This is a genomic window from Aminobacter sp. DSM 101952, assembly GCF_001424795.1.
Taxonomy (GTDB): Bacteria; Pseudomonadota; Alphaproteobacteria; order Rhizobiales; family Rhizobiaceae; genus Aminobacter; species Aminobacter aganoensis.
In genome coordinates this window covers 165,759-185,813 of record NZ_LMCL01000012.1, presented here as the reverse complement: position 1 = coordinate 185,813, position 20,055 = coordinate 165,759, and the positions used below count along the sequence as shown (strand labels likewise).

At 65.3% G+C, this 20,055-nt stretch carries 22 protein-coding genes and 1 pseudogene; 12 read left to right on the top strand and 11 right to left on the bottom strand.

Annotation, left to right across the window (positions count from 1 at the left end):
* Positions 1-133: 133 nt before the first annotated feature.
* From ASC75_RS11025 to ASC75_RS11015, 3 genes are all read left to right on the top strand, one after another.
* Positions 134-1,153, top strand: coding sequence for a MotA/TolQ/ExbB proton channel family protein (locus ASC75_RS11025; RefSeq protein WP_055974501.1), 1,020 nt, complete (start codon positions 134-136; stop codon positions 1,151-1,153).
* On the top strand, positions 1,154-2,185 hold the full coding sequence (locus ASC75_RS11020; protein WP_055974497.1) for a peptidoglycan -binding protein: 1,032 nt from the start codon (positions 1,154-1,156) through the stop codon (positions 2,183-2,185).
* Positions 2,186-2,448: 263 nt separating this feature from the next.
* Positions 2,449-2,850: a hypothetical protein gene (locus ASC75_RS11015; RefSeq protein WP_055974495.1), complete on the top strand. Its 402-nt coding sequence runs from the start codon at positions 2,449-2,451 to the stop codon at positions 2,848-2,850.
* A 56-nt stretch (positions 2,851-2,906) separates the two neighbouring features.
* Here the strand turns inward: ASC75_RS11015 and ASC75_RS11010 are convergent, their stop codons facing one another.
* Entirely contained in the window at positions 2,907-3,260 is a 354-nt protein-coding gene (locus tag ASC75_RS11010) for a DUF1304 domain-containing protein (protein WP_055974492.1), read from the bottom strand.
* Positions 3,261-3,394: 134 nt separating this feature from the next.
* On the opposite strand from ASC75_RS11010, the gene ASC75_RS11005 reads away from it, so the two are divergent.
* Positions 3,395-4,879, top strand: coding sequence for a carboxypeptidase M32 (locus ASC75_RS11005; protein ID WP_055974489.1), 1,485 nt, complete (start codon positions 3,395-3,397; stop codon positions 4,877-4,879).
* A gap of 231 nt (positions 4,880-5,110) precedes the next feature.
* On the top strand, positions 5,111-6,766 hold the full coding sequence (locus ASC75_RS11000) for an FAD-binding dehydrogenase (protein WP_055974482.1): 1,656 nt from the start codon (positions 5,111-5,113) through the stop codon (positions 6,764-6,766).
* 63 nt (positions 6,767-6,829) lie between these two features.
* On the opposite strand, the gene ASC75_RS10995 is transcribed toward ASC75_RS11000, so the two are convergent.
* The 3 genes from ASC75_RS10995 to ASC75_RS10985 form a co-directional block, all read right to left on the bottom strand.
* Positions 6,830-7,027: a hypothetical protein gene (locus tag ASC75_RS10995; RefSeq protein WP_055974480.1), complete on the bottom strand. Its 198-nt coding sequence runs from the start codon at positions 7,025-7,027 to the stop codon at positions 6,830-6,832.
* Positions 7,027-7,257: an AbrB/MazE/SpoVT family DNA-binding domain-containing protein gene (locus ASC75_RS10990; RefSeq protein WP_055975427.1), complete on the bottom strand. Its 231-nt coding sequence runs from the start codon at positions 7,255-7,257 to the stop codon at positions 7,027-7,029. The genes ASC75_RS10995 and ASC75_RS10990 overlap by 1 nt, the downstream gene beginning before the upstream one ends.
* 68 nt (positions 7,258-7,325) lie before the next feature.
* Complete coding sequence (locus ASC75_RS10985) at positions 7,326-9,131, bottom strand: ABC transporter transmembrane domain-containing protein (RefSeq protein WP_055975424.1); 1,806 nt, start codon at positions 9,129-9,131, stop codon at positions 7,326-7,328.
* Positions 9,132-9,319: 188 nt separating this feature from the next.
* On the opposite strand from ASC75_RS10985, the gene rpmE reads away from it, so the two are divergent.
* Together rpmE and ASC75_RS25420 are read left to right on the top strand one after the other, a co-directional pair.
* Positions 9,320-9,541: a 50S ribosomal protein L31 gene (gene rpmE / locus ASC75_RS10980; protein WP_055975420.1), complete on the top strand. Its 222-nt coding sequence runs from the start codon at positions 9,320-9,322 to the stop codon at positions 9,539-9,541.
* 403 nt (positions 9,542-9,944) lie between these two features.
* Positions 9,945-10,699, top strand: a pseudogene (locus ASC75_RS25420) (prolyl oligopeptidase family serine peptidase).
* Positions 10,700-10,850: 151 nt separating this feature from the next.
* Here the strand turns inward: ASC75_RS25420 and ASC75_RS10975 are convergent.
* Positions 10,851-11,477 (bottom strand): TetR/AcrR family transcriptional regulator, encoded by a 627-nt coding sequence (locus ASC75_RS10975; RefSeq protein ID WP_055974477.1) that lies wholly within the window; start codon positions 11,475-11,477, stop codon positions 10,851-10,853.
* A gap of 78 nt (positions 11,478-11,555) precedes the next feature.
* On the opposite strand from ASC75_RS10975, the gene ASC75_RS10970 reads away from it, so the two are divergent.
* On the top strand, positions 11,556-12,422 hold the full coding sequence (locus ASC75_RS10970) for an NAD(P)H-binding protein (RefSeq protein ID WP_055974475.1): 867 nt from the start codon (positions 11,556-11,558) through the stop codon (positions 12,420-12,422).
* Positions 12,419-12,907, top strand: a complete 489-nt coding sequence (locus ASC75_RS10965; RefSeq protein WP_055974466.1) for an anthrone oxygenase family protein — start codon at positions 12,419-12,421, stop codon at positions 12,905-12,907. The genes ASC75_RS10970 and ASC75_RS10965 overlap by 4 nt, the downstream gene beginning before the upstream one ends.
* A 37-nt stretch (positions 12,908-12,944) precedes the next feature.
* On the opposite strand, the gene ASC75_RS10960 is transcribed toward ASC75_RS10965, so the two are convergent.
* From ASC75_RS10960 to ASC75_RS10950, 3 genes are all read right to left on the bottom strand, one after another.
* Positions 12,945-14,018, bottom strand: a complete 1,074-nt coding sequence (locus tag ASC75_RS10960; protein ID WP_055974462.1) for a D-alanine--D-alanine ligase family protein — start codon at positions 14,016-14,018, stop codon at positions 12,945-12,947.
* A 130-nt stretch (positions 14,019-14,148) separates the two neighbouring features.
* The gene (locus tag ASC75_RS10955) at positions 14,149-14,460 is read right to left on the bottom strand and encodes a SelT/SelW/SelH family protein (RefSeq protein ID WP_055975417.1); all 312 of its coding nucleotides are present in this window, start codon (positions 14,458-14,460) and stop codon (positions 14,149-14,151) included.
* A gap of 155 nt (positions 14,461-14,615) precedes the next feature.
* Positions 14,616-15,365, bottom strand: a complete 750-nt coding sequence (locus ASC75_RS10950) for a YebC/PmpR family DNA-binding transcriptional regulator (protein WP_055974460.1) — start codon at positions 15,363-15,365, stop codon at positions 14,616-14,618.
* Between the two features lie 166 nt (positions 15,366-15,531).
* On the opposite strand from ASC75_RS10950, the gene ASC75_RS10945 reads away from it, so the two are divergent.
* Entirely contained in the window at positions 15,532-16,338 is an 807-nt protein-coding gene (locus ASC75_RS10945; protein WP_055974457.1) for an MBL fold metallo-hydrolase, read from the top strand.
* Between the two features lie 6 nt (positions 16,339-16,344).
* Here the strand turns inward: ASC75_RS10945 and ASC75_RS10940 are convergent, their stop codons facing one another.
* Both ASC75_RS10940 and ASC75_RS10935 read right to left on the bottom strand, forming a co-directional pair.
* Complete coding sequence (locus ASC75_RS10940; protein ID WP_055974454.1) at positions 16,345-17,721, bottom strand: GGDEF domain-containing protein; 1,377 nt, start codon at positions 17,719-17,721, stop codon at positions 16,345-16,347.
* Positions 17,722-17,979: 258 nt separating this feature from the next.
* Complete coding sequence (locus ASC75_RS10935; protein ID WP_055974451.1) at positions 17,980-18,684, bottom strand: glutathione S-transferase family protein; 705 nt, start codon at positions 18,682-18,684, stop codon at positions 17,980-17,982.
* A gap of 129 nt (positions 18,685-18,813) precedes the next feature.
* Here ASC75_RS10935 and ASC75_RS10930 point away from each other — a divergent pair, with 129 nt between their 5' ends.
* On the top strand, positions 18,814-19,158 hold the full coding sequence (locus ASC75_RS10930; protein WP_055974448.1) for a helix-turn-helix domain-containing protein: 345 nt from the start codon (positions 18,814-18,816) through the stop codon (positions 19,156-19,158).
* A 33-nt stretch (positions 19,159-19,191) separates the two neighbouring features.
* On the opposite strand, the gene ASC75_RS10925 is transcribed toward ASC75_RS10930, so the two are convergent.
* Positions 19,192-19,515 carry a metalloregulator ArsR/SmtB family transcription factor gene (locus tag ASC75_RS10925; protein WP_055974445.1) on the bottom strand — a complete coding sequence of 108 codons (324 nt, stop codon included), beginning with the start codon at positions 19,513-19,515 and terminating at the stop codon, positions 19,192-19,194.
* Positions 19,516-19,565: 50 nt separating this feature from the next.
* Here ASC75_RS10925 and ASC75_RS10920 point away from each other — a divergent pair, with 50 nt between their 5' ends.
* Positions 19,566-20,051 carry an SRPBCC domain-containing protein gene (locus ASC75_RS10920; RefSeq protein ID WP_055974442.1) on the top strand — a complete coding sequence of 162 codons (486 nt, stop codon included), beginning with the start codon at positions 19,566-19,568 and terminating at the stop codon, positions 20,049-20,051.
* Positions 20,052-20,055: the final 4 nt, after the last annotated feature.

Here is a 20,055-nt window from a genome sequence, read left to right as displayed (position 1 = left end):
AGTCGTGGTCCACTAACGCGTCGGTGCAACTTCACGAAAGCACCATGCGTGGATTGAAAGCGGCGAAGCGTCCTTTGCGTGTCCGGATGGATGTGCGACGCCTTGGTCGCGCGGAACTGGAACCGGGGCGCCGATGTCATTCTTGAAATCTCTCGGAGTAGGCAAGGGCTCCGATGTGCTCAACTACGATCCGCATCGCCTGTCCAGTCCGCAGGTGTTCCTGCTGACGATGATCATCTTCCTGGCGATCGTCGCCTTCATCGCGGCGATCCTGACACGGCAGATTTCCAACGCCTTCGTCACCAATCCCGGGCTCAACGGGCTGATCATCGGCGTGCTCGTCGTCGGCATCGGCCTCGCCTTCGTCCAGGTCGGACGCCTGTTCCGCGAAGTGCGCTGGATCAATTCCTTCCGGGCCGGCTCGGAAGTCACCGAACCGGTGCTTTTGGCGCCGATGAAGGCGATGCTCGGCCGGTCGTCGTCGATGGCGTTCTCGACCAGTTCGATGCGGACGATGCTCGATTCGATCGCCACCCGCCTCGACGAAAGCCGCGACGTCTCGCGCTATCTCGTTGGCCTGCTCGTCTTCCTCGGCCTGCTCGGCACGTTCTGGGGCCTTCTCGAAACCATCGGTTCGATCGGCGACACCATCCAGTCGCTCGATCCCGGCACGGGCGATGCGGCCGCTGTGCTGGAAGCGCTGAAGGCGGGGCTCGCAGCGCCGCTGCAAGGCATGGGCACGGCGTTCTCGTCGTCGCTGTTCGGCCTGTCCGGCTCGCTGGTGCTGGGGTTCCTCGACCTTCAGGCCGGCCGCGCCCAGACGCGTTTCTATACCGAACTGGAAAACTGGCTGTCGACCGTCACCGACCTGTCCTCCGACATCGTCGTCGCCGACGCCAAGAACGGCTCCACGGACGAGATCAGGGCGCTCAGCGAGCGCCTGCGCAACATGCAGGAGCAAGGTGGGTCGAACCCGCGCATCGCCGCCGCCATGGCCAGCCTCGCCGACGGCATCTCCGGCCTGGTCAAGAACATGCGCAGCGAACAGCAGATCATGCGCGACTGGGTCGAGGCCCAGTCCGACGAGCAGAAGGCGATGCGCAGCACGCTCGAAAAGATCGCCGACGCCCTCAAGAAAGAGGGAGTCCACTAAGTGGCTCTGGCGCGTGGGCGGCGGGGCGACCGCCGCATCGACTATTGGCCGGGTTTCGTCGACGCGCTGTCGACGCTGCTTCTGGCGATCATGTTCCTGCTCTCGGTTTTCGTGCTGGCGCAGTTCCTGCTCAGCCGCGAGATCTCCGGCAAGGACGAGGTGCTGACCCGGCTCAACTCGCAGATCAACGAGCTGACGCAGCTGCTGGCGCTGGAAAAGTCCAACTCGCAGGACGTTGAGGACACGCTGGCCGATCTCCAGGCGTCGCTGTCGGCCGCCGAGAGCGAAAAGAGCCGGCTCGAACAGCTGTTGTCCCAGGGATCAGGCGCCGGCGCCGAGGCTACGGCGCGGATCGGTTCGCTGACCGGCGAGCTCGACAGCGAGCGCCAGATCAGCCAGCGCGCACTCAGCCAGGTAGAACTGCTCAACCAGCAGATCGCCGCCCTGCGGCGCCAGATCGGCGCGCTCGAGGAAGCGCTCAACGCTTCGGAAACCCGGGACAAGGAATCCAACACCAAGATCGCCGATCTCGGCCGTCGCCTGAACGTGGCGCTGGCCCAGCGCGTGCAGGAACTCAACCGCTACCGCTCCGACTTCTTCGGCCGCCTGCGCGAGATCCTGTCCGACCGCGAAAACATCCGCATCGTCGGCGACCGTTTCGTGTTCCAGTCGGAAGTGCTGTTTCCGACGGGGTCCGAGCAGATCAACGATGCGGGCCGGGGCGAGATGAAGAAGCTCGCCGATGCCATCCTCGAGCTGCAGAAGGAAATCCCGCCGGAGATCAACTGGGTGCTGCGCGTCGACGGCCACACCGACAACATCCCGCTGTCCGGCACCGGGCGCTACCGTGACAACTGGGAGCTTTCCTCGGCGCGCTCGACGTCGGTGGTGAAGTTCCTGATCGAGAGTGGCGTGCCGGCCAATCGTCTCGTCGCGGCCGGCTTCGGCGAGTTCCAGCCGCTGGACGAAAGCGGCACCGACGAAGCGCGCTCCAGGAATCGACGCATCGAGCTCAAGCTCACCGAGCGGTAAGTCCGCAGGCGGGCTCGGTCTCAAAATTTCGTGTGCGAAAAGCCTGCCTCATCCGGGGCGGCGGTGCGGCATTGGCCGCGCGATTGTGGCGGGCCAAGATTATCTTTTCTTAATTGGGCTTCCCGGCGGCGCGAACCTAGACTCCAGCCGCAGTCCGGGAACCGCCGGCGATGACGTCCAGTCGCGACACGACGGAACTTGACGGGCTGCGATCGACGGGACGCCGCGCGCTAGCGGGTCCCGCAAGTTCGGGAGACGCAATCATGCGCTCTTTGACCCTCAAGGCGGCGCTTGCCGCATTCCTCGTCTCGGCTCCTTTCGCTTCGGCCCTGGCAGCGCCGATGCATGAGCCGCATTTCCGTTCGTCGGACCATGACGACAGCGACGCACCTGCGCCCACGACCTATGCCATCGGCGGACAGCTCAGCGCCGTACTCAACGATCTGCGCGACGCCGACGCACGCATCGCATCCGATCGCCAGCTGAAGCTGATCACGCCGGCACAGGCCCGCGGTCTGGCAGCGCAGGCGGCGGCGATCCGCAAGGAAGCGGTCGCAGGTTCTAAGCATGACGGCGGCATGATCCCGGCGGGCGAATACCACCAGCTGATGGCGCGGATCTCCGGCCTGGACGATCAGGTCGGCCAGGACGCCTTCCGCGGCTGACCTGCTGTTGCTCTTGTCGGGCGTCCCCGGTCGGGGGCGCCTGGCTTTGCGTCCGGCTACCAGCCGATCCACAGCGCGGCGAGCGCCAGTGCTGCCGGCACGGCCTGGATGTAGAGGATCTTGCGGCTGACGGTTGCCGCGCCATAAAGGCCGGCAACGGCGACGCAGAGCAGGAAGAACATTTTCACCTGGAAGCCTGCCGTGCCCAGCCACAGGCCCCAGATCAGGCCGGCGACAAGGAAGCCGTTGTAGAGCCCCTGGTTGGCGGCCAGCACCTTCGAGGCGGTGGCAAAATCGGGCTTCAGGCCGAACGCCTTGTGGCCGCGCGGCGTGTCCCACAGCACCATTTCCAGATAGACGATGTAGAGGTGGATCAGCGCCACCAGCCCGACCAGGATGTTCGCAAGCATGACCGTCCCCTTCGATTCCAGACGACTTGAGCATGCCGGCTGCCGCACCGGCAAGTGGTGGAGCAACTGAACAGCCTTGCGAACAGGCACGGTTTGGTATCCTCTCGCCGCGATTTTGAGACAGGGGAAAAGCAATGTCCTTCGCAAGACTCGATGCACTCGGCCGAAAGCTTGAAGCGCTGGAGCACGCGCTCGCCATTCTCGGCGCCGACGAGGCAACCCACATGGCGGTGGGCGGCGGTGCCAAGCGCGCCGAGGCGCTGTCGGCGCTCGCCGGCATGCATCACCGCCAGGCGACCGCACCCGAGATCGCCGACTGGATCGCTGCTGCCGAGGCGGAAACGCTCAATGACGAGCAGGCTGCGGCGCTGCGGGAATTCAGCCGCCAGTACACCAACATGACCTGCCTGCCGTCGGAGTTCGTCGAACGCCAGACCTCGGCGCGGCTGCGCTGCGAGCAACTGTGGCGCGACCTGCGCGCCAAGAACGACTGGGCCGGTTTCCAGCCGGCGCTGGAAGGCATCGTCACGCTGGTGCGCGAGGAGGCCACGCTGCGCTCGGAAGCGCTCGGACTCGCGCCCTACGATGCGCTGATGGAGCAGTACGATCCCGGCAACCGCACATCCGACATCACGCCCGTGTTCACCGACCTCAAGGCCTTCCTCAGGGATTTCGTGCCGGAAGCACTGGCAGTGCAGCAAGAGCGCCGCGCCAAAAACCCGTCGCGCGCCCTGTCGGGCGTCTATGCCGTCGAGCGCCAGCGCGAGCTTGGCCTTGCGATGATGGGCGCCGTCGGCTTCGACCTCACCCGCGGCAGCCTGTCGGTATCGCACCACCCGTTCTGCGGCGGCGTGCCGTCGGACGTGCGCATCACCACGCGCTACAAGACCACCGACTTCCTGTCGGCGCTGATGGGCGTGCTGCACGAGACCGGCCATGCGCTCTACGAGCAGAACCTGCCCGAGGCATGGGCGCACTGGCCGCTCGGCAAGGCGCGCGGCATGGCCGTGCACGAGAGCCAGAGCCTGTTCGTCGAAAAGCAGCTCGGCCGCAATCCTGCCTTCTGGCATTGGGCGTTGCCGCTGGTCGAACAGCATCTCGGCGAGCGCTGGACGATCGGCGAGATCCTGCCGCACGTCCATCATGTCGAGCGCGGCCTGATCCGCGTCGACGCCGACGAGGTCACCTATCCGCTGCACGTCATCCTGCGCTACGAACTGGAGCAGGAGCTCGTCTCGGGCCGCCTGGCGGTGTCGGACCTGCCCGAGGCATGGGACGCCAAGATGCGCGACTATCTCGGCCTCTCGACCATCGACAATCCCGCCGACGGGCCGATGCAGGACGTGCACTGGCCGGGTGGCGCCTTCGGCTATTTCCCGTCCTACACGCTGGGTGCGATGATGGCGGCGCAGCAATGGGCAGCCATCGTCAAGGCGCATCCCGCCGTCGACGAAGAGATCGCGCGCGGCCACTTCGACACGGTCAACGACTGGCGCCGCGACAAGATCTGGTCGCAGGCTTCGCTCTGGTCGACGCCGGAACTGCTCGAACGCGCCACGGGCGAGCGATTGAACGCGGCGTATTTCACCAGCCACCTCAAGAAGCGCTACGGCGCATAGCTGATGACTTCTCTCCGCAAGTCCGGGGAGAAACATCGCCAACCGCCAGGGCACAGCATCGCAAGACTTGGTTTCCTCGCCCCCACATAGTGGGGGAGAGGTGGCCGCGAAGCGGCCGGAGAGGGGGCTTCCAACTGCCCCAACGGTACCAGACTATCGCGACTTTCCGCTTGATCTTGCCGGCCTTTGCCCGAAACTCCGCGCAACACCAAAAGACTTTGGGAGGGGCAGGTGGCGGATCTTGCGGATGCGATCGTGATCGGCGGCGGGCTCGCCGGCCTCGTCGCCGCGGCAGAACTCGCCGATGCCGGCAAGCGCGTTGTTATCCTCGAGCAGGAGGGCGAGAACTCGCTCGGCGGCCAGGCGTTCTGGTCCCTCGGCGGACTGTTCTTCGTCGACAGTCCCGAGCAACGCCGCATGCGCATCAGGGACAGCCGCGAACTTGCCCTGCAGGACTGGCTGGGCTCGGCGCAGTTCGACAGGCCGGAAGACCACTGGCCGCGCAAGGTGGCCGAAGCCTTCATCGATTTTTCCGCCGGCGAGATGCGGCCATGGCTGCATGCCCAGGGCATGCGCTGGTTTCCCGTCGTCGGCTGGGCCGAACGCGGCGGGGATCGCGCGCACGGCCACGGCAATTCGGTGCCGCGCTTCCACGTCACCTGGGGCACCGGGCCCGGCGTGCTTGTGCCCTTCCTGCGCCGTGTCGGCGAACACGCGGCTGCCGGCCGCATCGCGCTGAAGTTCCGGCACCGGGCGAGTCGCCTCATCAAGACCAATGGAGCCGTCACCGGCGTTGCCGGCGACATGCTCGAACCCTCCACCGTCGAGCGCGGCCAGCAGTCCGGACGCGCGGCGACCGGCGATTTCGAGTTCCACGCCGGCACGGTGATCGTCACCTCGGGCGGCATCGGCGGCGACCATGACCTCGTCCGCAAGGCATGGCCGGTCGAGCGCCTCGGTCCGGCGCCGAAGAAGATGGTGGCGGGCGTGCCGCATCATGTCGACGGCCGCATGATCGGCATCACCGAGGCCGCCGGCGGCACCGTCATCAACCGCGACCGCATGTGGCACTACACCGAGGGTGTGACCAACTGGAATCCGATCTGGCCGAACCATGGCATCCGCATCCTGCCGGGACCGTCGTCGCTGTGGTTCGACGCGGCTGGCGAGCGGCTGGAGGCGCCGTTCCTGCCCGGTTTCGACACGCTGGGCACGCTCCGGCGCATCCTGTCCACCGGCCACGACTATTCCTGGTTCGTGCTGACCCAGAAGATCATCAAGAAGGAGTTCGCGCTGTCGGGCTCCGAACAGAACCCCGATCTCACCTCCGGGCGCTGGATCGAGGTGCTGAAGAGCCGCCGCGCCAGGGGCGCGCCGCCGGCGGTCGAAGCTTTCAAGCGGCATGGCGAGGATTTTGTCGTGCGCGACGATCTGCGAGACCTCGTTGCCGGCATGAACGCGCTCGCCGGCAACGACCTCATCGACCACGACCGGCTGCACGCGCAGATCGTGGCGCGCGACCGCGAGATCGACAATCCGTTCTGCAAGGACGCCCAGGTCACCGCCATTCATGGCGCGCGGCGTTATCTCGGCGACCGCCTCGTGCGAACGGCCAGGCCGCACAAGATCCTCGACCCTGACAACGGCCCGCTGATCGCCGTGCGGCTCAACGTGCTGACCCGCAAGACGCTGGGCGGGCTGCACACCAATCTTGACGGTCAGGTGCTGGACGCCACCGGCGAACCCATCCCTGGCCTCTATGCGGCGGGCGAGGTGGCAGGCTTCGGCGGCGGCGGCTACCACGGCTACAACGCACTCGAAGGCACCTTCCTCGGCGGCTGCATCTTCTCGGGCCGCAACGCTGGAAGGCACGTCGCGCGAGGCTGACCGCCATGATCAGGTCCGTCCATTGACGGCATGAGCCATTTTCCCGAATGTCCGCCAACACGATCAAGCAACGAGAGTACCCCGATGACCGTCTCGTCCGCCCACAGCTACCGCACCGTTCCGCTGCCCGAATTCGTTGAGCCCCTGGACGCTGACGAGGCAGCCCTTGGCCAAAAGCTTCTCTGCCGTCGCGCAGCGCGGGTCGGTGGTGAATGCATAGACGAGAATGTTGGTGTCGAGCAGTTCGTCTGGCGCCGCCATTAGCGCAGGTTCGCCTCGTCGCGGTCGAAACTCCAGCCCTTGGGCAGAGGCTTGCGCAGCGCTCGAATGCGTTCGAGGGCGCGCTCAAGGCTGCGGTCGCGCTCGATGTCGAATGCGCGTTCACCCGCGACGCGAATGTCGATCTCGTCGCCCTCCTTGAGATCGAGCGCCTCGACCACCTGGGCCGGCAGGCGGATGGCGAGGCTGTTGCCCCATTTCGAAACCTGCATGACGATCTCCAAGATATACAACTGAAATGTATATCTTGCCGAGCAAGTCGCCAAGGGCGGTGCTTGAACTACTCCGCCGCGCCCTGGAAGGCGCCGGCACCGGCGTGGAACTGCAGCCTGGCAAGGCGCGCATAGATGCCGCCCTTGGCGACCAGGCTCTGGTGCGTGCCTTCCTCGACGATGCTGCCGCCATCCATGACCAGGATGCGGTCGGCCTTCAACACCGTCGCCAGCCGGTGGGCGATGACGATGGTGGTGCGGCCCTGCATCAGGTGTTCGAGTGCCGTCTGCACCTGCTTTTCGCTGTCGGCGTCGAGCGCTGAGGTCGCCTCGTCGAGCAGCAGGATCGGCGCGTCGCGCAGGATGGCGCGGGCGATGGCGATGCGCTGGCGCTGGCCGCCCGAGAGGGTCACGCCGCGTTCGCCGACCTGCGTTTCGTAGCCGTCCTGCAGCTTTTCAATGAAGCCGTCGGCAAGGGCCGCCTTGGCCGCGGCTTCGATCTCCGTCCGCGATGCCCCCGGACGGCCGAAGCCGATGTTTTCGGCCGCCGTGCTGGCGAACACGGTCACGTCTTGCGGCACGATGGCGATGAGCGCACGCACCGCCTCTGGATCGGCCTTCTTGAGGTCGACGCCGTCGATCAGAACGGATCCGTTTTCGGGGTCGTAGAAACGCAGCAGCAGCGAAAACACCGTGCTCTTGCCGGCGCCCGATGGCCCGACGATGGCGACCGTTTCGCCCGGCCTGACGGTAAAGCTTAGGCCATGGACGGCGGCGCGATCGGGCCTGACCGGGTAGGAGAAGGTCACGTCGCGGAACTCGATGGCGCCGGTGCTCTTTGCGGGCAGGGCGACGGGCGAGGCCGGCGCGGCGACGGTCGGCTCTTCCGCAAGGATCTCGGTGATGCGCTCGGCGGCACCCGCGGCGGAGCTCAGTTCGCCCCACACTTCCGACAGGCTGCCCAGCGCGCCGGCGGCGAAGACCGAGTAGAGCAGGAACTGGCCGAGCGTGCCCGCCGACAGCGTGCCGTCGAGCACGTCGCGCGAGCCGAACCACAACACCGCCACGACCGAGGCGAAGATGGTGAAGATGGCAAAGAAGGTCAGCACCGCGCGCGCCAGCACCGAGGCGCGGGCTGCGGTGAAGGCGGTCTCGACCGCGGCGGCGAACTTTCCGGTGACCAGGCGTTCGTTGGTGAAGGCCTGCAGCGTGCGGATCGCGCCGATCTGCTCGCTGGCAAAGGCGGTGGCGTCGGCCAGCGTGTCCTGCGCGGTGCGCGACTTGCGGCGCACGGAGCGGCCGAAGGCGACGAGCGGCAGCACGATCAGCGGGATGGCGGCGATCACCAGGCCCGAAAGCTTCGGGCTGGTCACCACCATCATGGCGAGGGCGCCCAAGAAGAGGATCAGGTTGCGCAGCGCGACTGAGGCGGTGGCGCCGACGGCAGCCTTGATCTGGGTGGTGTCGGCGGTGAGCCGCGACACGATCTCGCCCGACATCGCCGTGTCGAAGAAGGCGGGCGACAGGTGGGTGACGTGGGTGAAGACGTCGCGCCGGATGTCGGAGACGACGCGCTCGCCGAGCGTGATGACGAAATAGTAGCGGCAGGCCGAGGCGAGGGCGAGCAGGGCGGCGATGGCCACCAGCATGCCGAAATACTGGGCGATGAAGGTCGTGTCGGTCGACGAGAAGCCGTGGTCGATCATGCGGCGCACGGCGAGCGGCAGGGTCAGCGTGGTGATGGCGGCCGCAACCAGCGAAATGATGGCGCCGACGACGAGCCTGGGATAGCGGTAGAGATAGGGCGAAAGCCGGCTCAGCGGGCGGAGCGAACGCCGGCGCTCTTCGTTGGCGGCCGTTGTCGTGTTCGCCATGATATTTCCCTCTGGGCGGCGGCCCATTTGCCGGCTGCGCGGCCTTGTGATTCGAAATCGGCTGATGTATAGGCACGCCGACCGTTTCTGAAGCCGTGGCCTATCTAGCCGTGGCTTCGAATTTTCGAAAGAGGCGCATCGCCGCAGGATACCTGCGCAAGCCGCGCCGCGACAGCAGGAACAGAGCGATGAAAGCCGATATCCATCCCGATTACCACGCCATCAAGATCGTCATGACCGATGGCACCGAATACATGACCCGCTCCACCTGGGGCAAGGAAGGCGATACGATGAACCTCGATATCGACCCGACCACGCACCCGGCCTGGACCGGCGGCCAGCAGACCCTGCTCGACCGCGGCGGCCGTCTGTCGAAGTTCAAGAAGCGCTACGAAGGCCTCGGCATCTAAGCCGACCCTGCGTCACGGAATACGAAAAACCCGCCCTCGTGGCGGGTTTTTTTGTTACGCGTCGGCGACCGCATGAAGACGGGCATGGCGCCGATGCCCTCCCTCCCTTTGTGGCGAGGGAAAAAGGAGGGGCTGTCTGCCTGTATATTGCCAGTTCGCCGTAAGATGCGAGGAGCACCAATTGCCCTATATTAGGTAGCGAACACCACCAAAACCGTCTTACGCATTCGAATTAGAATAGAAACTCCAGCCAAAATTCCGGTAATGACGCTGACGATGTTCGCGATCGTGGCAGCCTTGCGCCTGAACCGTCATTGTGTTTCCTCTGGAAGCGCGAACACCGTACATTGACTGGAATGTGCCCGCCCGTATTCTCACCTGTAAGTTCGAGGAGGGCGGGGTCATCTTGGCGGTAACTCAACATATCATTGATCGAGGCGATGGCGCTCGCGTCGAACTGTTCCAGTCTCGACCCTCTGCGGCCAAGAATGGAGCGATACTGTTCGTCCATGGCAACCAGGGTGGACTTCTCTTAGGCGGAAAAGAGGCTGTCGATGACGGGTCTCTGGTTCGCTTCTCATCCCGTCTCGGTGTCACGGCGGCTGCAGTCTCGCAACCGGGTTTTGGTGCATCAGACGGTCCCGCCGATTTCTGCGGCCCGACTACTCAGCAAGCGATTGTAGCCACCTTGGAGTTTCTGAAGCAGCAGCCGTCGGTCGATCCCGAACGCATAGTTCTTTATGGAAACAGTCGAGGGGCTGTGGCATCCGCCATGGTGGCCACCAAAGTCCAAGGGCTAAGGCGCTAATCCTGACAGGGGGCGTTTACGATCTGCGAGAAGCCTACGAACGCAGTCCGAGGGGCTTGCAACAGGCCATTCAGACAGAGGCAGGCACTACGAACCAGGCCTTTTCGGATCGCTCCGCACTCCATCATTCGCACCGCGTTGAAGCGGAAACCCTAATTCTACATGGTAAGTACGATGATCGCGCATCCGTCGATCAAGCGGAACGATTTTCAAAGGCGCTTGAACAGGCAGGTGTGCCAGTCACGCTTCACACACTCGAAGGGGGCCACCGCCTTCCCCGTGACCAAGTCACGCCAATCCTCCGGGACTTCTTAACTCGGATACTTAGGCCAGCCGTAACGCTCCACTGAGTTATGGTCGCTCCGGGCCGACTGTGGCCGTCGGCGTCGCCCGGATAGCGCATCGGCCCGAGAATCGGGATCGATTTTTGGAAAGCATGATGCGCAGAGTCAAAGACTTAGAGCGTCCTTTGTGCGTCTGTTCGGACGCACAAAGGACGCTCTAAACCGCCGCGATCTCCCGCAGCGCCATCGCCTTGTAGTCGGCCACCAGCGCGTCGCCCTCCGCTCGCTCGACCGAAATCGCCAGCCGCATTGTCGCTTCGCCGAGCGACATGATCAGGAACGCCTTGCGTTCGATCTCGGCGGCATTGGCGCCGGACGCGACGCGCCGCCATGCTTCGGCCAGCAGCGCGCCATTGGCCCTGGAGTCGCGCAGGTCGATGTCGCGCAGCGCCTTGTCGGCCTGGGTGCCCGACCAGATGTCGCGCATCACCGGTTCGGCGAGGAAGATGCCGTAATAGGTGTCGATCAGCCCGCCGAAGGCCTCGACAAGCCCGCCCATGTCGCGCACGTCGGCCAACCCTTCGGCGATGCAGGCGCGGCCTTCGGCGTTGTAGCGCTCGGCCAGCGTGCGGATGATGGCGCCCTTGTCGGGAAAGTACTGGTAGAGCGAACCGATCGACACGCCGGCGCGTTCGGCCACTTCGCCCATGCGCATCGCGTCGCTGCCGCCCTCCGAGATCAGGGCGCTTGCCGCCTGCAACATGCGTTCGACGCGCTCCTGGCTGCGTTTCTGGCTCGGAGCGCGGCGCAGCGCCTGGCTGGTTGTGTCTTCCGTCGCGTCCATGGCTTTCCGTCCGAATGCGAATCCGCTTGACTGCAATAATATGAGGGTTTATCACATTTGCAAATGTGAGGATTGCTCATGTTTGTAGAGGAGGCCCAAGTGAACACGTTCCAACAGACCACCAGGCCCATTCTGATCCTCGGCGGTACCGGCAAGACCGGCCGACGGATCGCCGACCAGCTTTCGGGGCAAGGTCTTGCTGTCCGCATTGCATCGCGCGGCGGCAGCCCGGCTTTCGACTGGGAGAACCGCGCCACCTGGGGCAGAGCGCTCGAAGGGGCTGCCGCCGTCTATGTGTCCTATTATCCCGACCTCGCCGCGCCGGGCGCTGCAGCGACCGTGGGCGCATTCGCCGACCTCGCCGTCGCCATGGGCGTGAAGCGGCTGGTGCTCCTGTCCGGCCGCGGCGAACCCGAAGCGCAGCGGGCGGAGGACATGGTCAAGCGCGCCGGTGCCGACTGGACCGTGCTGCGCTGCAGCTGGTTCATGCAGAATTTCAGCGAAAGCTTCATGCTCGACGCGGTGCTGGCAGGCGAGGTCGCACTGCCGGTCGGTGCGGTACGCGAACCCTTCATCGATGCCGACGACATCGCCGATGCCGCAGTCGCCGCCTTCACCGACGACCGCCACATCGGCCAGCTCTACGAGCTTACCGGTCCGCGCCTGCTCAGCTTTGGCGACGCCGTGGCCGAGATTGCCGCAGCCAGCGGGAGGAGCGTCCGCTTCACCGAAATCACGGCAACCGACTTCGCCACCGGACCGGCCGCAGAAGGGCTGCCGCCGGATCTCGTGGCGCTCCTGATGATGCTGTTCACCGAGGTGCTCGACGGCCGCAACGAACATGTGTGCGCCGGCGTCGAGCGGGCGCTCGGCCGCCCGGCCCGCGATTTTCGCGACTATGCCCGGGCCGCCGCCGCATCGGGTGTCTGGGGAGGCGCGAAATGACCGGCATGCTGTTTTCGGCGCTCACCTTCGCCGCCGTGCTGGGCAGCGGCGTTGCCGCCGGCCTGTTCCTTATCTTCTCCAACACGATCATGGCCTCGTTCGCCAGGTTGCCGGCGGCGCAAGGCATCGCCGCCATGCAGTCAATCAACGTCACCATCATCAACCCGCTGTTCATGACGGTGTTCATGGGAATGGTCGCGCTGTCCCTGGCGCTTGGCGCCAAGGCGATCATCGGCTGGACCGAGGCGGGCTCAGCCTGGCTGCTCGCCGGCGGCCTTGCCTATGTCCTGGGCTGCTTCCTGGTGACGATGGTCTTCAACGTGCCGCTCAACGACGCGCTCGCCGCAGCCGATCCGGCCAGCGCCGACGGTGCTGCCCTGTGGGCGCGCTACCTCCAGGAATGGCTGCCGTGGAACCATGTGCGCACGGTCGCCTGCCTGGTGTCGCTGGCATCCTTCGTCATGGCCTTCGCGCGGGCGGCCTGAAAGAAAAAGGCCGGGGTCAGCCCCGGCCTTTTTTGCTTCAAGCCTGGCGCTTCCACCGCGCCACGGCGTGCGCGATCAGCCTGCCGACGAGGTCGGGATAGGCGACGCCCGACGCCGCCATCGTCTTCGGATACATGCTGATGTTGGTGAAGCCGGGGATGGTGTTGACCTCGTTGACCAGTGCTGTGCCATCCGCCTTCACGAAGAAGTCGACGCGCGCCATGCTTTCGCAGCCCAGCGCCAGGAAGGCGCCGCGGGCGACTTCCTGCAGCCTGGCGGTGGCATCATCCGGCAGGTCGGCGGGGATGCGCAGTGCGGCGCCATCGGCGTCGATGTACTTGGCTTCATAGGTGTAGAAGCCGTGGCTCGCGGCCGGCGCGATCTCGCCCGGCACGGAGACGGACAGTTTCCCGTCGGGCGCTTCGAGCACGGCGAACTCGACCTCGCGGCCGTCGACGAACTCCTCGATCAGCACCTTGCGGTCGTATTTGAAGGCCTCGGCCAGCGCCTTCTCCAGCTGCGCGGCCGTCTCGGCCTTGCTGACACCGACCGACGAGCCCTGGCGCGCCGGCTTGACGAAGACCGGCAGTCCGAGCGCGGCCTTCACTGCCTCGAAGCTCGGCACCTGGCCGACATGCACGGTCAATCCGCGTGCCACCGGCAGCCCGGCCTCCTTCATCAGCCGCTTGGCCGTGTCCTTGTCCATGGCGTTGGCCGAGCCGAGCACGCCGGAGCCGACATAGGCAATGTCGGCGACCTCGGCGAGGCCCTGGACCGCGCCGTCCTCGCCGAACGGTCCGTGCAGCACCGGAAACAGCACGTCGACGGCTGGCAGCTCGAACGGCGCTTCGCCCCTGGGCAGCGCGACAAGCCGGCCTTTGCCGCCGGGCACCAGCGCCACCTCGGTGCCGCCTTGCGGCACGGCGGGCAGGGCGCCGCCCTCGCCGAGTTCGGCCAGGAACCAGCGGCCGTCGCGGCCGACGCCGATGGGCACGACTTCGAAGCTGGAGGCGTCGATCGCCTTGACCACGTTGCTTGCGGACATGATGGAAACGTCGTGCTCGGAGGAACGTCCGCCGAACAGAACTGCAATGCGCGGTCTGGTGGTCATGAATGCTGTCCCGTCCCTGTGAATTTCCGGGCAAAACGCACCACGCGGCGCGGCCCCCTGCCTGGTTGCGTAGCAAATGGAACTTATCTGTGGCGCTGTCCCTCGGCCGGCCCTGTTTCTGCCAGGTCGTTCAGGCCGGGTCCTTGGCCTTGTGGCCCTTGCGGTCGGAATGGCCGAGATCGCGCTCGGGGTCGATCAGGTCGCGCACCAGCTGCTTGAGCTGCGCCGCGTCGGGGAAGCCGCCGTCGCGCTTGCGGTCCCAGACCAGCTCGCCGTTGCAGGTGACGGTGAAGATGCCGCCGGTGCCCGGCACCAGCGTGACCTCGCCGAGCTCCTGCCCGAAGGTCGAGAGCAATTCCTGCGCCATCCAGCCGGCGCGGAGAAGCCACATGCACTGCGTGCAATAGGTGATGCGGATCCGGGGAAGGGTGTCGTTGGTCATGAGCAGCTCCGAGACCGAAGGTTGTTCTCTGGCTTGCTGCGCGCTCCTGTCGGCCCGGCCGGCGAGGAGCAGCGGTGGCTTGCTGGTGTTGGCCTCCATCTCGGAGGCGAGCCATTCGCGGCGAAAGTCGATCCGCCGCGAAAAGGCAATGTTGCTTACGCCGCGCTGAGCTTGGCCAGTGTTTCTTCGTCGACTTCGAAGTTGGCGTAGACGTTCTGGACGTCGTCGTCGTCTTCTAGCGTGCCGACGAGCTTCATCAGCGACTGGGCGCGGTCCTCGTCGACCGGCACGTTGTTCTGGGGCTTCCAGATAATCTTCACCGACTCGGCGTCGCCGAGCGAGCCTTCGAGCGCCTTGGAGACTTCGCCGAGGTTTTCGAAAGCGCAGGTGATGGTGTGGCCGTCCTCGTCCGACTGCACGTCGTCGGCGCCGGCTTCGATGGCGGCGTCCATGACCTTGTCGGCGTCGCCGGCAGTCGCCGGATAAACGATCTCGCCGACGCGATCCCACATGAACGACACCGAGCCGGTTTCGCCCATGGCGCCGCCGGCCTTGGTGAAGGCTGCGCGCACGTTGGAGGCGGTGCGGTTGCGGTTGTCGGTCAGCGCCTCGACGATCAGCGCGACGCCGCCTGGGCCATAACCCTCGTAGCGTACTTCTTCGTAGTTCTCGGCGTCGCCCATCGAGGCCTTGGAGATGGCGCGCGCGATGTTGTCCTTGGGCATCGACACGGCCTTGGCGTTTTGGACCGCCAGGCGCAGGCGCGGGTTCATCGTCGGGTCGGGCACGCCGGTCTTTGCGGCAACGGTGATTTCGCGCGCGAGCTTGGAGAACATCTTCGACCGCACCGCGTCCTGGCGGCCCTTGCGGTGCATGATGTTCTTGAACTGTGAATGGCCGGCCATGGGACCCCTGTTTGTCGCTTCGGCAGTGTTTGAATGGGCCGCGTTATAGATAAATCGGCTCAATACGTCCAGACATCAGGGCTTTCCGGCACTCGCGAAAACGTGACTACGCGCCGTCTGCCTCGGCTGAGATAGTGCGGCCACGCCCCGAACGCACGAGAGAGCCATGCCCCTTCGCCTGTTCGCCGCCTGCCTGCTCGCCTTGTTTGCGCTCGCCCGGCCTGCCGCTGCCGCCGAAGACCCGGTGCCCAGCAAATGCATGGCCATTGCCCAGGCGCTGCCCAGGGCCAGCTATGCCAGCTTCACCCCGGCGCAGACATTCGTCGACGGCGACGTCACCATCACCTATGCCGGCCACTCGACCTATGTCATCGAGACGCCGGGCGGCGTGCGCATCGCCACCGACTACAGCGGCCTCTACGGCTCGAACCCGCTGCCGCGCATCGTCACCATGAACAAGGCGCACCGCACGCATTACACTGATTTCCCCGACAAGGGCGTCGAACACGTGTTGCGCGGCTGGAACCCAGACGGAGGCCCGGCCAGGCATGCGCTGGTGGTCGACGACGTCTATGTCCGCAACGTGCCGACCGACATCCGCCGCTTCGACGAGATGGAACGCGATGGCAATTCGATCTTCATCTTCGAGGTCGCCGGTCTGTGCATCGGCCATCTCGGCCACCTGCACCACCGGCTGGAGGATGCGCACTATGGCGCCATCGGGCGGCTCGATGTGGTGATGGTGCCGATCGACGGCGGCATGACGCTGTCGATCGACGCGATGACCGAGATCACCACCCGGCTCTATTCCTCGATGATCCTGCCGATGCACCGCCATTCCACCGACATCGGCGAGTTCACCGGCATGATGGGCGATGGGTTCGCCGTCGAGTTCCGCCCCAGCCGCTCGCTCAAGGTGTCGCTGAGGTCGCTGCCGGCGCGGCCAACGATCATCGTTCTGGAAGGCGTCTGAGGGCTTTCAGTTGCGGACGCGGACCTGGTTGCGTCCGCCGGCCTTGGCTTCGTAGAGCGCCTGGTCGGCGGCTGCCAGCATCGCATCGATGGAGGTGCCGAAGTCTGCCCGGTGCGCCGAAACGCCGATGCTCACCGTGAACTCCAGCGCTTCGCCGGAGGGCAGGGACAGCTTGGTGGCCTCGACCGCAAGCCGGATGCGCTCGGCCAGCGCCGCCGCCTCGATCATGTCCGCCGAGGGCATCAGCACGGCAAATTCCTCGCCGCCCAATCGCCCGAACAGGTCGCCGGCACGCAGGTTCTTCGCCGCCTGCGGGAAGAACGCTTTCAGCGCGGCGTCGCCGACGCCGTGGCCATGCTCGTCGTTGATGCGCTTGAAGTGGTCGAGGTCGATCATCAGCACGGCGATGTTGCCGTGGCCCTGGATGAGTTCGTCGAGCCGTGTTTGCCCGCGCTCGAAGAAGGCGCCGCGCGCCAGTGCGCCCGTCAGCGCATCGTAGTTGGCGGTGTGCTGCAGCCTGGCGATCAGGTCCCTGCGCCCGGAATTGATGCTCGCCACCGTCAGCGGCCCGAGCGCCATCAGCGCGATGCCGAGGCGGATCGAGTCGAGCGAGCGGATCGGGTCCGCCGGTGCCGCGAGATCGACGAGCCCGGCGGGAATCGAGATCAGCAGCCAGATGCACAACAGCAGGGTCATCACCGAAGTGGTGAACAGGCTGTAGGTGAGCGCGCACCACAGCAGGGCGGGGATCGGGAACGCCAGCGCGCCTGGACCGCCGATCAGGACGCCTGCGGCGACCGACAGGATCAGGGCAAGGCATGGCGCGCCATGCAACACCGTTTCCAGCGACAGGCCGTCGGAAGGCCAGCGGACGGAGAGCGCCCGAATGCCGGGAAATGTCAGTATGGCCGGCAGGATCACCAGGGTGTTGACCAGTTCGGTGACGAACCACAGCTTGAAGCCCACCGCGAAGGTGCGGTCGAACAACAGGCCCGCCGCCCCGCCGCCCACAAATGCGGCGGCCACGGCTGCCATGCAGCAGATGCCGAAGAGGTAGAGCACCGAGACAGGACGCTGCAGCTTCCTGTCATCGTCGCTGACGAGGCGGAACAGCAGATAGCCCGTGATGGCGGAAGACATGTTCGCCGCGGTCAGCCACGCCGTGATGTACCAGCCGCCACCGGTCAGCATGTCCGCCATGACATAGCCGACGAAGGCGGCCGCCCAGCCGGCCGGGCCGGCATAGCGGGGATTGTGCACCATCAGCCCGAGCAGGATGGCGTTGGCTGGCCAGAAGCTGGCGAGAAAGCCTACCGGCCGCGTGAGGATCCCAAACAGCGCGGCGGCGAACACCACGCCACCGACAATCAATATGCCGGGCATCCGCTGCGCCGCGTTCGGAGCGGCGAGCCGGCTTTTGGCCTCAGTTGCAGACATAGGACCCTATATACGTGTTGCCGACGTCCCTTGTTGCCTATGGTTGCAGCAAGGGGTTCAAAACGCCTTAACGCATATGAGGAATGTTGAATATCGGAGTCTGCAGGTTTGGGCGTTCGCCGTGCCCGGCGGTGCCGGCTCCACTTGCGTCCAAAGCAGGGACGCTCCCCGATGGGATTCGTGGGGAGCGTCTCCAAGGCAAGGTCAGGCCGCCAGTCGTGCGTCCAGATCCTGCGCGGTCAGTTGCCCGCGGAAGCCGCCGGAGGATCGATGCGGCGTCTCGTCCTCGATGGCGTGGGCAAAGATCACTGCCGGATCGGCCTCGAGCCTGGCCATGTGCCTGTGGATGCCGGGGAAGTCCCTGGCGATGTCGAACAGGCCGAGGTCCTCGCCCCAGCGCGCGATGCCGATGAAGTAGGCGTCGGCCACCGTCTTGGTGTTGCCGGCCAGCCACTCCCGACCTTCGAGCACGCCTTGCAGATAGGCATAGGCTTCGGCCGACTTTTCGCGGGCGAGGCGGCGCAGGAACGCCTTGCCGGCATGGTCGTCCTGGTCCAGCTTGTAGGCGTTCCAGCCATAGCCGAGGTCCGAATGCAGGGTCGTGTGCAGGTAGGAGAGCATCCAGTTGAGGTCGTCGAACTCCCTGGTGCCCTGGGCGAAGCCCAGCCCCTTGTCGAGGCCGCGGGCGGCGATGTTGTGCAGGATTGCCAGGCTTTCGGTCAGCGGCTTGCCGTCCGGTGCGATCATCGCCGGTGTCTGGCCGAGCGGGCTCACCCTGGCAAAGCCTTCGGAGCGTTTCGACAGCATGTCGATGCGGTGCAGGCGGTAGGGCTGGCCGAGCCATTCGAGGGCCACGATCGAGCCGAAGGAGCAGCCGTGGGGCACGCCGTAAAAGAGCACAGGTTCCATTTCTCGTCCTTTCGAAATCGGGCCGCGAAGCATTCGCGGCGTGCCGCAGAACCTATGCATTGCTTTCATTCCAACAAGTACCTACAATTTTGTAAGGTACTGACTTCAAAGTAAGAATTGAGGAATTCCATGGCAAAGACGCAGCCAGAAAGTTGCGGCCTCGGCCCCGCATTCCAGGTCATCGGCGGCAAATGGAAGGCGCTGATCCTGTGGCTCGTGCACACCGAACCGCGCCGTTTCGGCGAGTTGAAGCGCCTGGTGCCCGATATCAGCGAGAAGATGCTGATCCAGCAGCTGCGCGAAATGGAGGCCGATGGTCTGGTCCACCGCGAGGTGTTTCACGAAGTGCCGCCGCGGGTCGAATACTCGGCGACGTCGCTCGGGCAATCGCTAGACGATGCCCTCGTTCCGCTCGCCAACTGGGGCAAGGCGCATGGCGCCGCCATCGAGGCGCGCAAGGCGAAGGTTGCCTAGCTTGCGGCATCCCTTGCAAGGCTGAGGAACGCCTCAACCTTCGAGGTTCTGCTTCAGCCGGTCGAGAATGCTCATTGCGTGGCCGGCATATCCGCTGATCCAACGGTCGTGGATCAGCTTGATCGGCATCGAATTGAGGTGGTTCCAGCGCTCGCGCCCCTCGCGCCGCGCCACCACCAGTTCCGCCTCCTCCAGAACCTTCAGATGCTGCATCACGGTGCAGCGGTCCATGTCGTCGAAGCGTTCGCACAGCGTGCCCGTGGTAAGCGGCCCATCCTTCAGGCAATCGAGCATCAGGCGCCGGCGAGGATGAGCCAGGGCCTTGAAAACATTATCGTCTTTCGAATCGGTTGACATGTTATGTTTTTATAACACATTATCGCCAGATGCAAGCAGAGGAGATCATAATGTCCCTTGGTTTCAAGGTTTCGGGGCGCATAGCCAAGCCCGTCCATGAGGTGTTCGACGCGGTCGTCAATCCGACGAAGCTCAGTGCCTATTTCACCACCATCCGCGGCGCCAGCGCGCCGCTGGTCGCCGGCACGACGGTCACCTGGTGGGGCTCGGTGCCGGTCGAGGTCGAGGAGATCGAGCAAGACAAGCGCATTGTGTTGCGCTGGGACGCCGAGGTGGCCGAGGGCCAGCCGGCCTACAAGACCAGGATCGAGATGGGCTTCGAGGTGCTGGAGGACGGCTCGACCTTTGTCACCATCGGCGAATCGGGCTGGGTCGAGGATCAGGTCGGCCGCAAGGCGTCCTACGGCAATTGCGAGGGCTGGGCCGAGATGCTGTCGGCGATGAAGGCCTGGCTCGAATACGGCATCAACCTGCGCGAGGGTTTTTATCCCTCCGAGATGCGCGGCGAACTGCCGACGACCAGCGAACGCAAGTGAGGAG

Excerpts from the sequence above, each read along its gene's own strand:
- ASC75_RS10930 (WP_055974448.1), top strand. The coding sequence starts at position 18,814 with ATGGCAAAGACGCAGCCAGAAAGTTGCGGCCTCGGCCCCGCATTCCAG.
- ASC75_RS10955 (WP_055975417.1), bottom strand. The coding sequence starts at position 14,460 with ATGACCAACGACACCCTTCCCCGGATCCGCATCACCTATTGCACGCAG.
- ASC75_RS10985 (WP_055975424.1), bottom strand. The coding sequence starts at position 9,131 with ATGGCGAACACGACAACGGCCGCCAACGAAGAGCGCCGGCGTTCGCTC.
- ASC75_RS11015 (WP_055974495.1), top strand. The coding sequence starts at position 2,449 with ATGCGCTCTTTGACCCTCAAGGCGGCGCTTGCCGCATTCCTCGTCTCG.
- ASC75_RS10990 (WP_055975427.1), bottom strand. The coding sequence starts at position 7,257 with ATGCAGGTTTCGAAATGGGGCAACAGCCTCGCCATCCGCCTGCCGGCC.
- ASC75_RS11010 (WP_055974492.1), bottom strand. The coding sequence starts at position 3,260 with ATGCTTGCGAACATCCTGGTCGGGCTGGTGGCGCTGATCCACCTCTAC.
- ASC75_RS10975 (WP_055974477.1), bottom strand. The coding sequence starts at position 11,477 with ATGGACGCGACGGAAGACACAACCAGCCAGGCGCTGCGCCGCGCTCCG.
- ASC75_RS10925 (WP_055974445.1), bottom strand. The coding sequence starts at position 19,515 with ATGTCAACCGATTCGAAAGACGATAATGTTTTCAAGGCCCTGGCTCAT.
- ASC75_RS11025 (WP_055974501.1), top strand. The coding sequence starts at position 134 with ATGTCATTCTTGAAATCTCTCGGAGTAGGCAAGGGCTCCGATGTGCTC.
- ASC75_RS10960 (WP_055974462.1), bottom strand. The coding sequence starts at position 14,018 with ATGACCACCAGACCGCGCATTGCAGTTCTGTTCGGCGGACGTTCCTCC.
- ASC75_RS10950 (WP_055974460.1), bottom strand. The coding sequence starts at position 15,365 with ATGGCCGGCCATTCACAGTTCAAGAACATCATGCACCGCAAGGGCCGC.
- ASC75_RS10920 (WP_055974442.1), top strand. The coding sequence starts at position 19,566 with ATGTCCCTTGGTTTCAAGGTTTCGGGGCGCATAGCCAAGCCCGTCCAT.
- ASC75_RS10995 (WP_055974480.1), bottom strand. The coding sequence starts at position 7,027 with ATGGCGGCGCCAGACGAACTGCTCGACACCAACATTCTCGTCTATGCA.
- ASC75_RS10945 (WP_055974457.1), top strand. The coding sequence starts at position 15,532 with ATGCCCCTTCGCCTGTTCGCCGCCTGCCTGCTCGCCTTGTTTGCGCTC.
- rpmE (WP_055975420.1), top strand. The coding sequence starts at position 9,320 with ATGAAAGCCGATATCCATCCCGATTACCACGCCATCAAGATCGTCATG.
- ASC75_RS11005 (WP_055974489.1), top strand. The coding sequence starts at position 3,395 with ATGTCCTTCGCAAGACTCGATGCACTCGGCCGAAAGCTTGAAGCGCTG.
- ASC75_RS10965 (WP_055974466.1), top strand. The coding sequence starts at position 12,419 with ATGACCGGCATGCTGTTTTCGGCGCTCACCTTCGCCGCCGTGCTGGGC.
- ASC75_RS10970 (WP_055974475.1), top strand. The coding sequence starts at position 11,556 with ATGTTTGTAGAGGAGGCCCAAGTGAACACGTTCCAACAGACCACCAGG.
- ASC75_RS10935 (WP_055974451.1), bottom strand. The coding sequence starts at position 18,684 with ATGGAACCTGTGCTCTTTTACGGCGTGCCCCACGGCTGCTCCTTCGGC.
- ASC75_RS10940 (WP_055974454.1), bottom strand. The coding sequence starts at position 17,721 with ATGCCCGGCATATTGATTGTCGGTGGCGTGGTGTTCGCCGCCGCGCTG.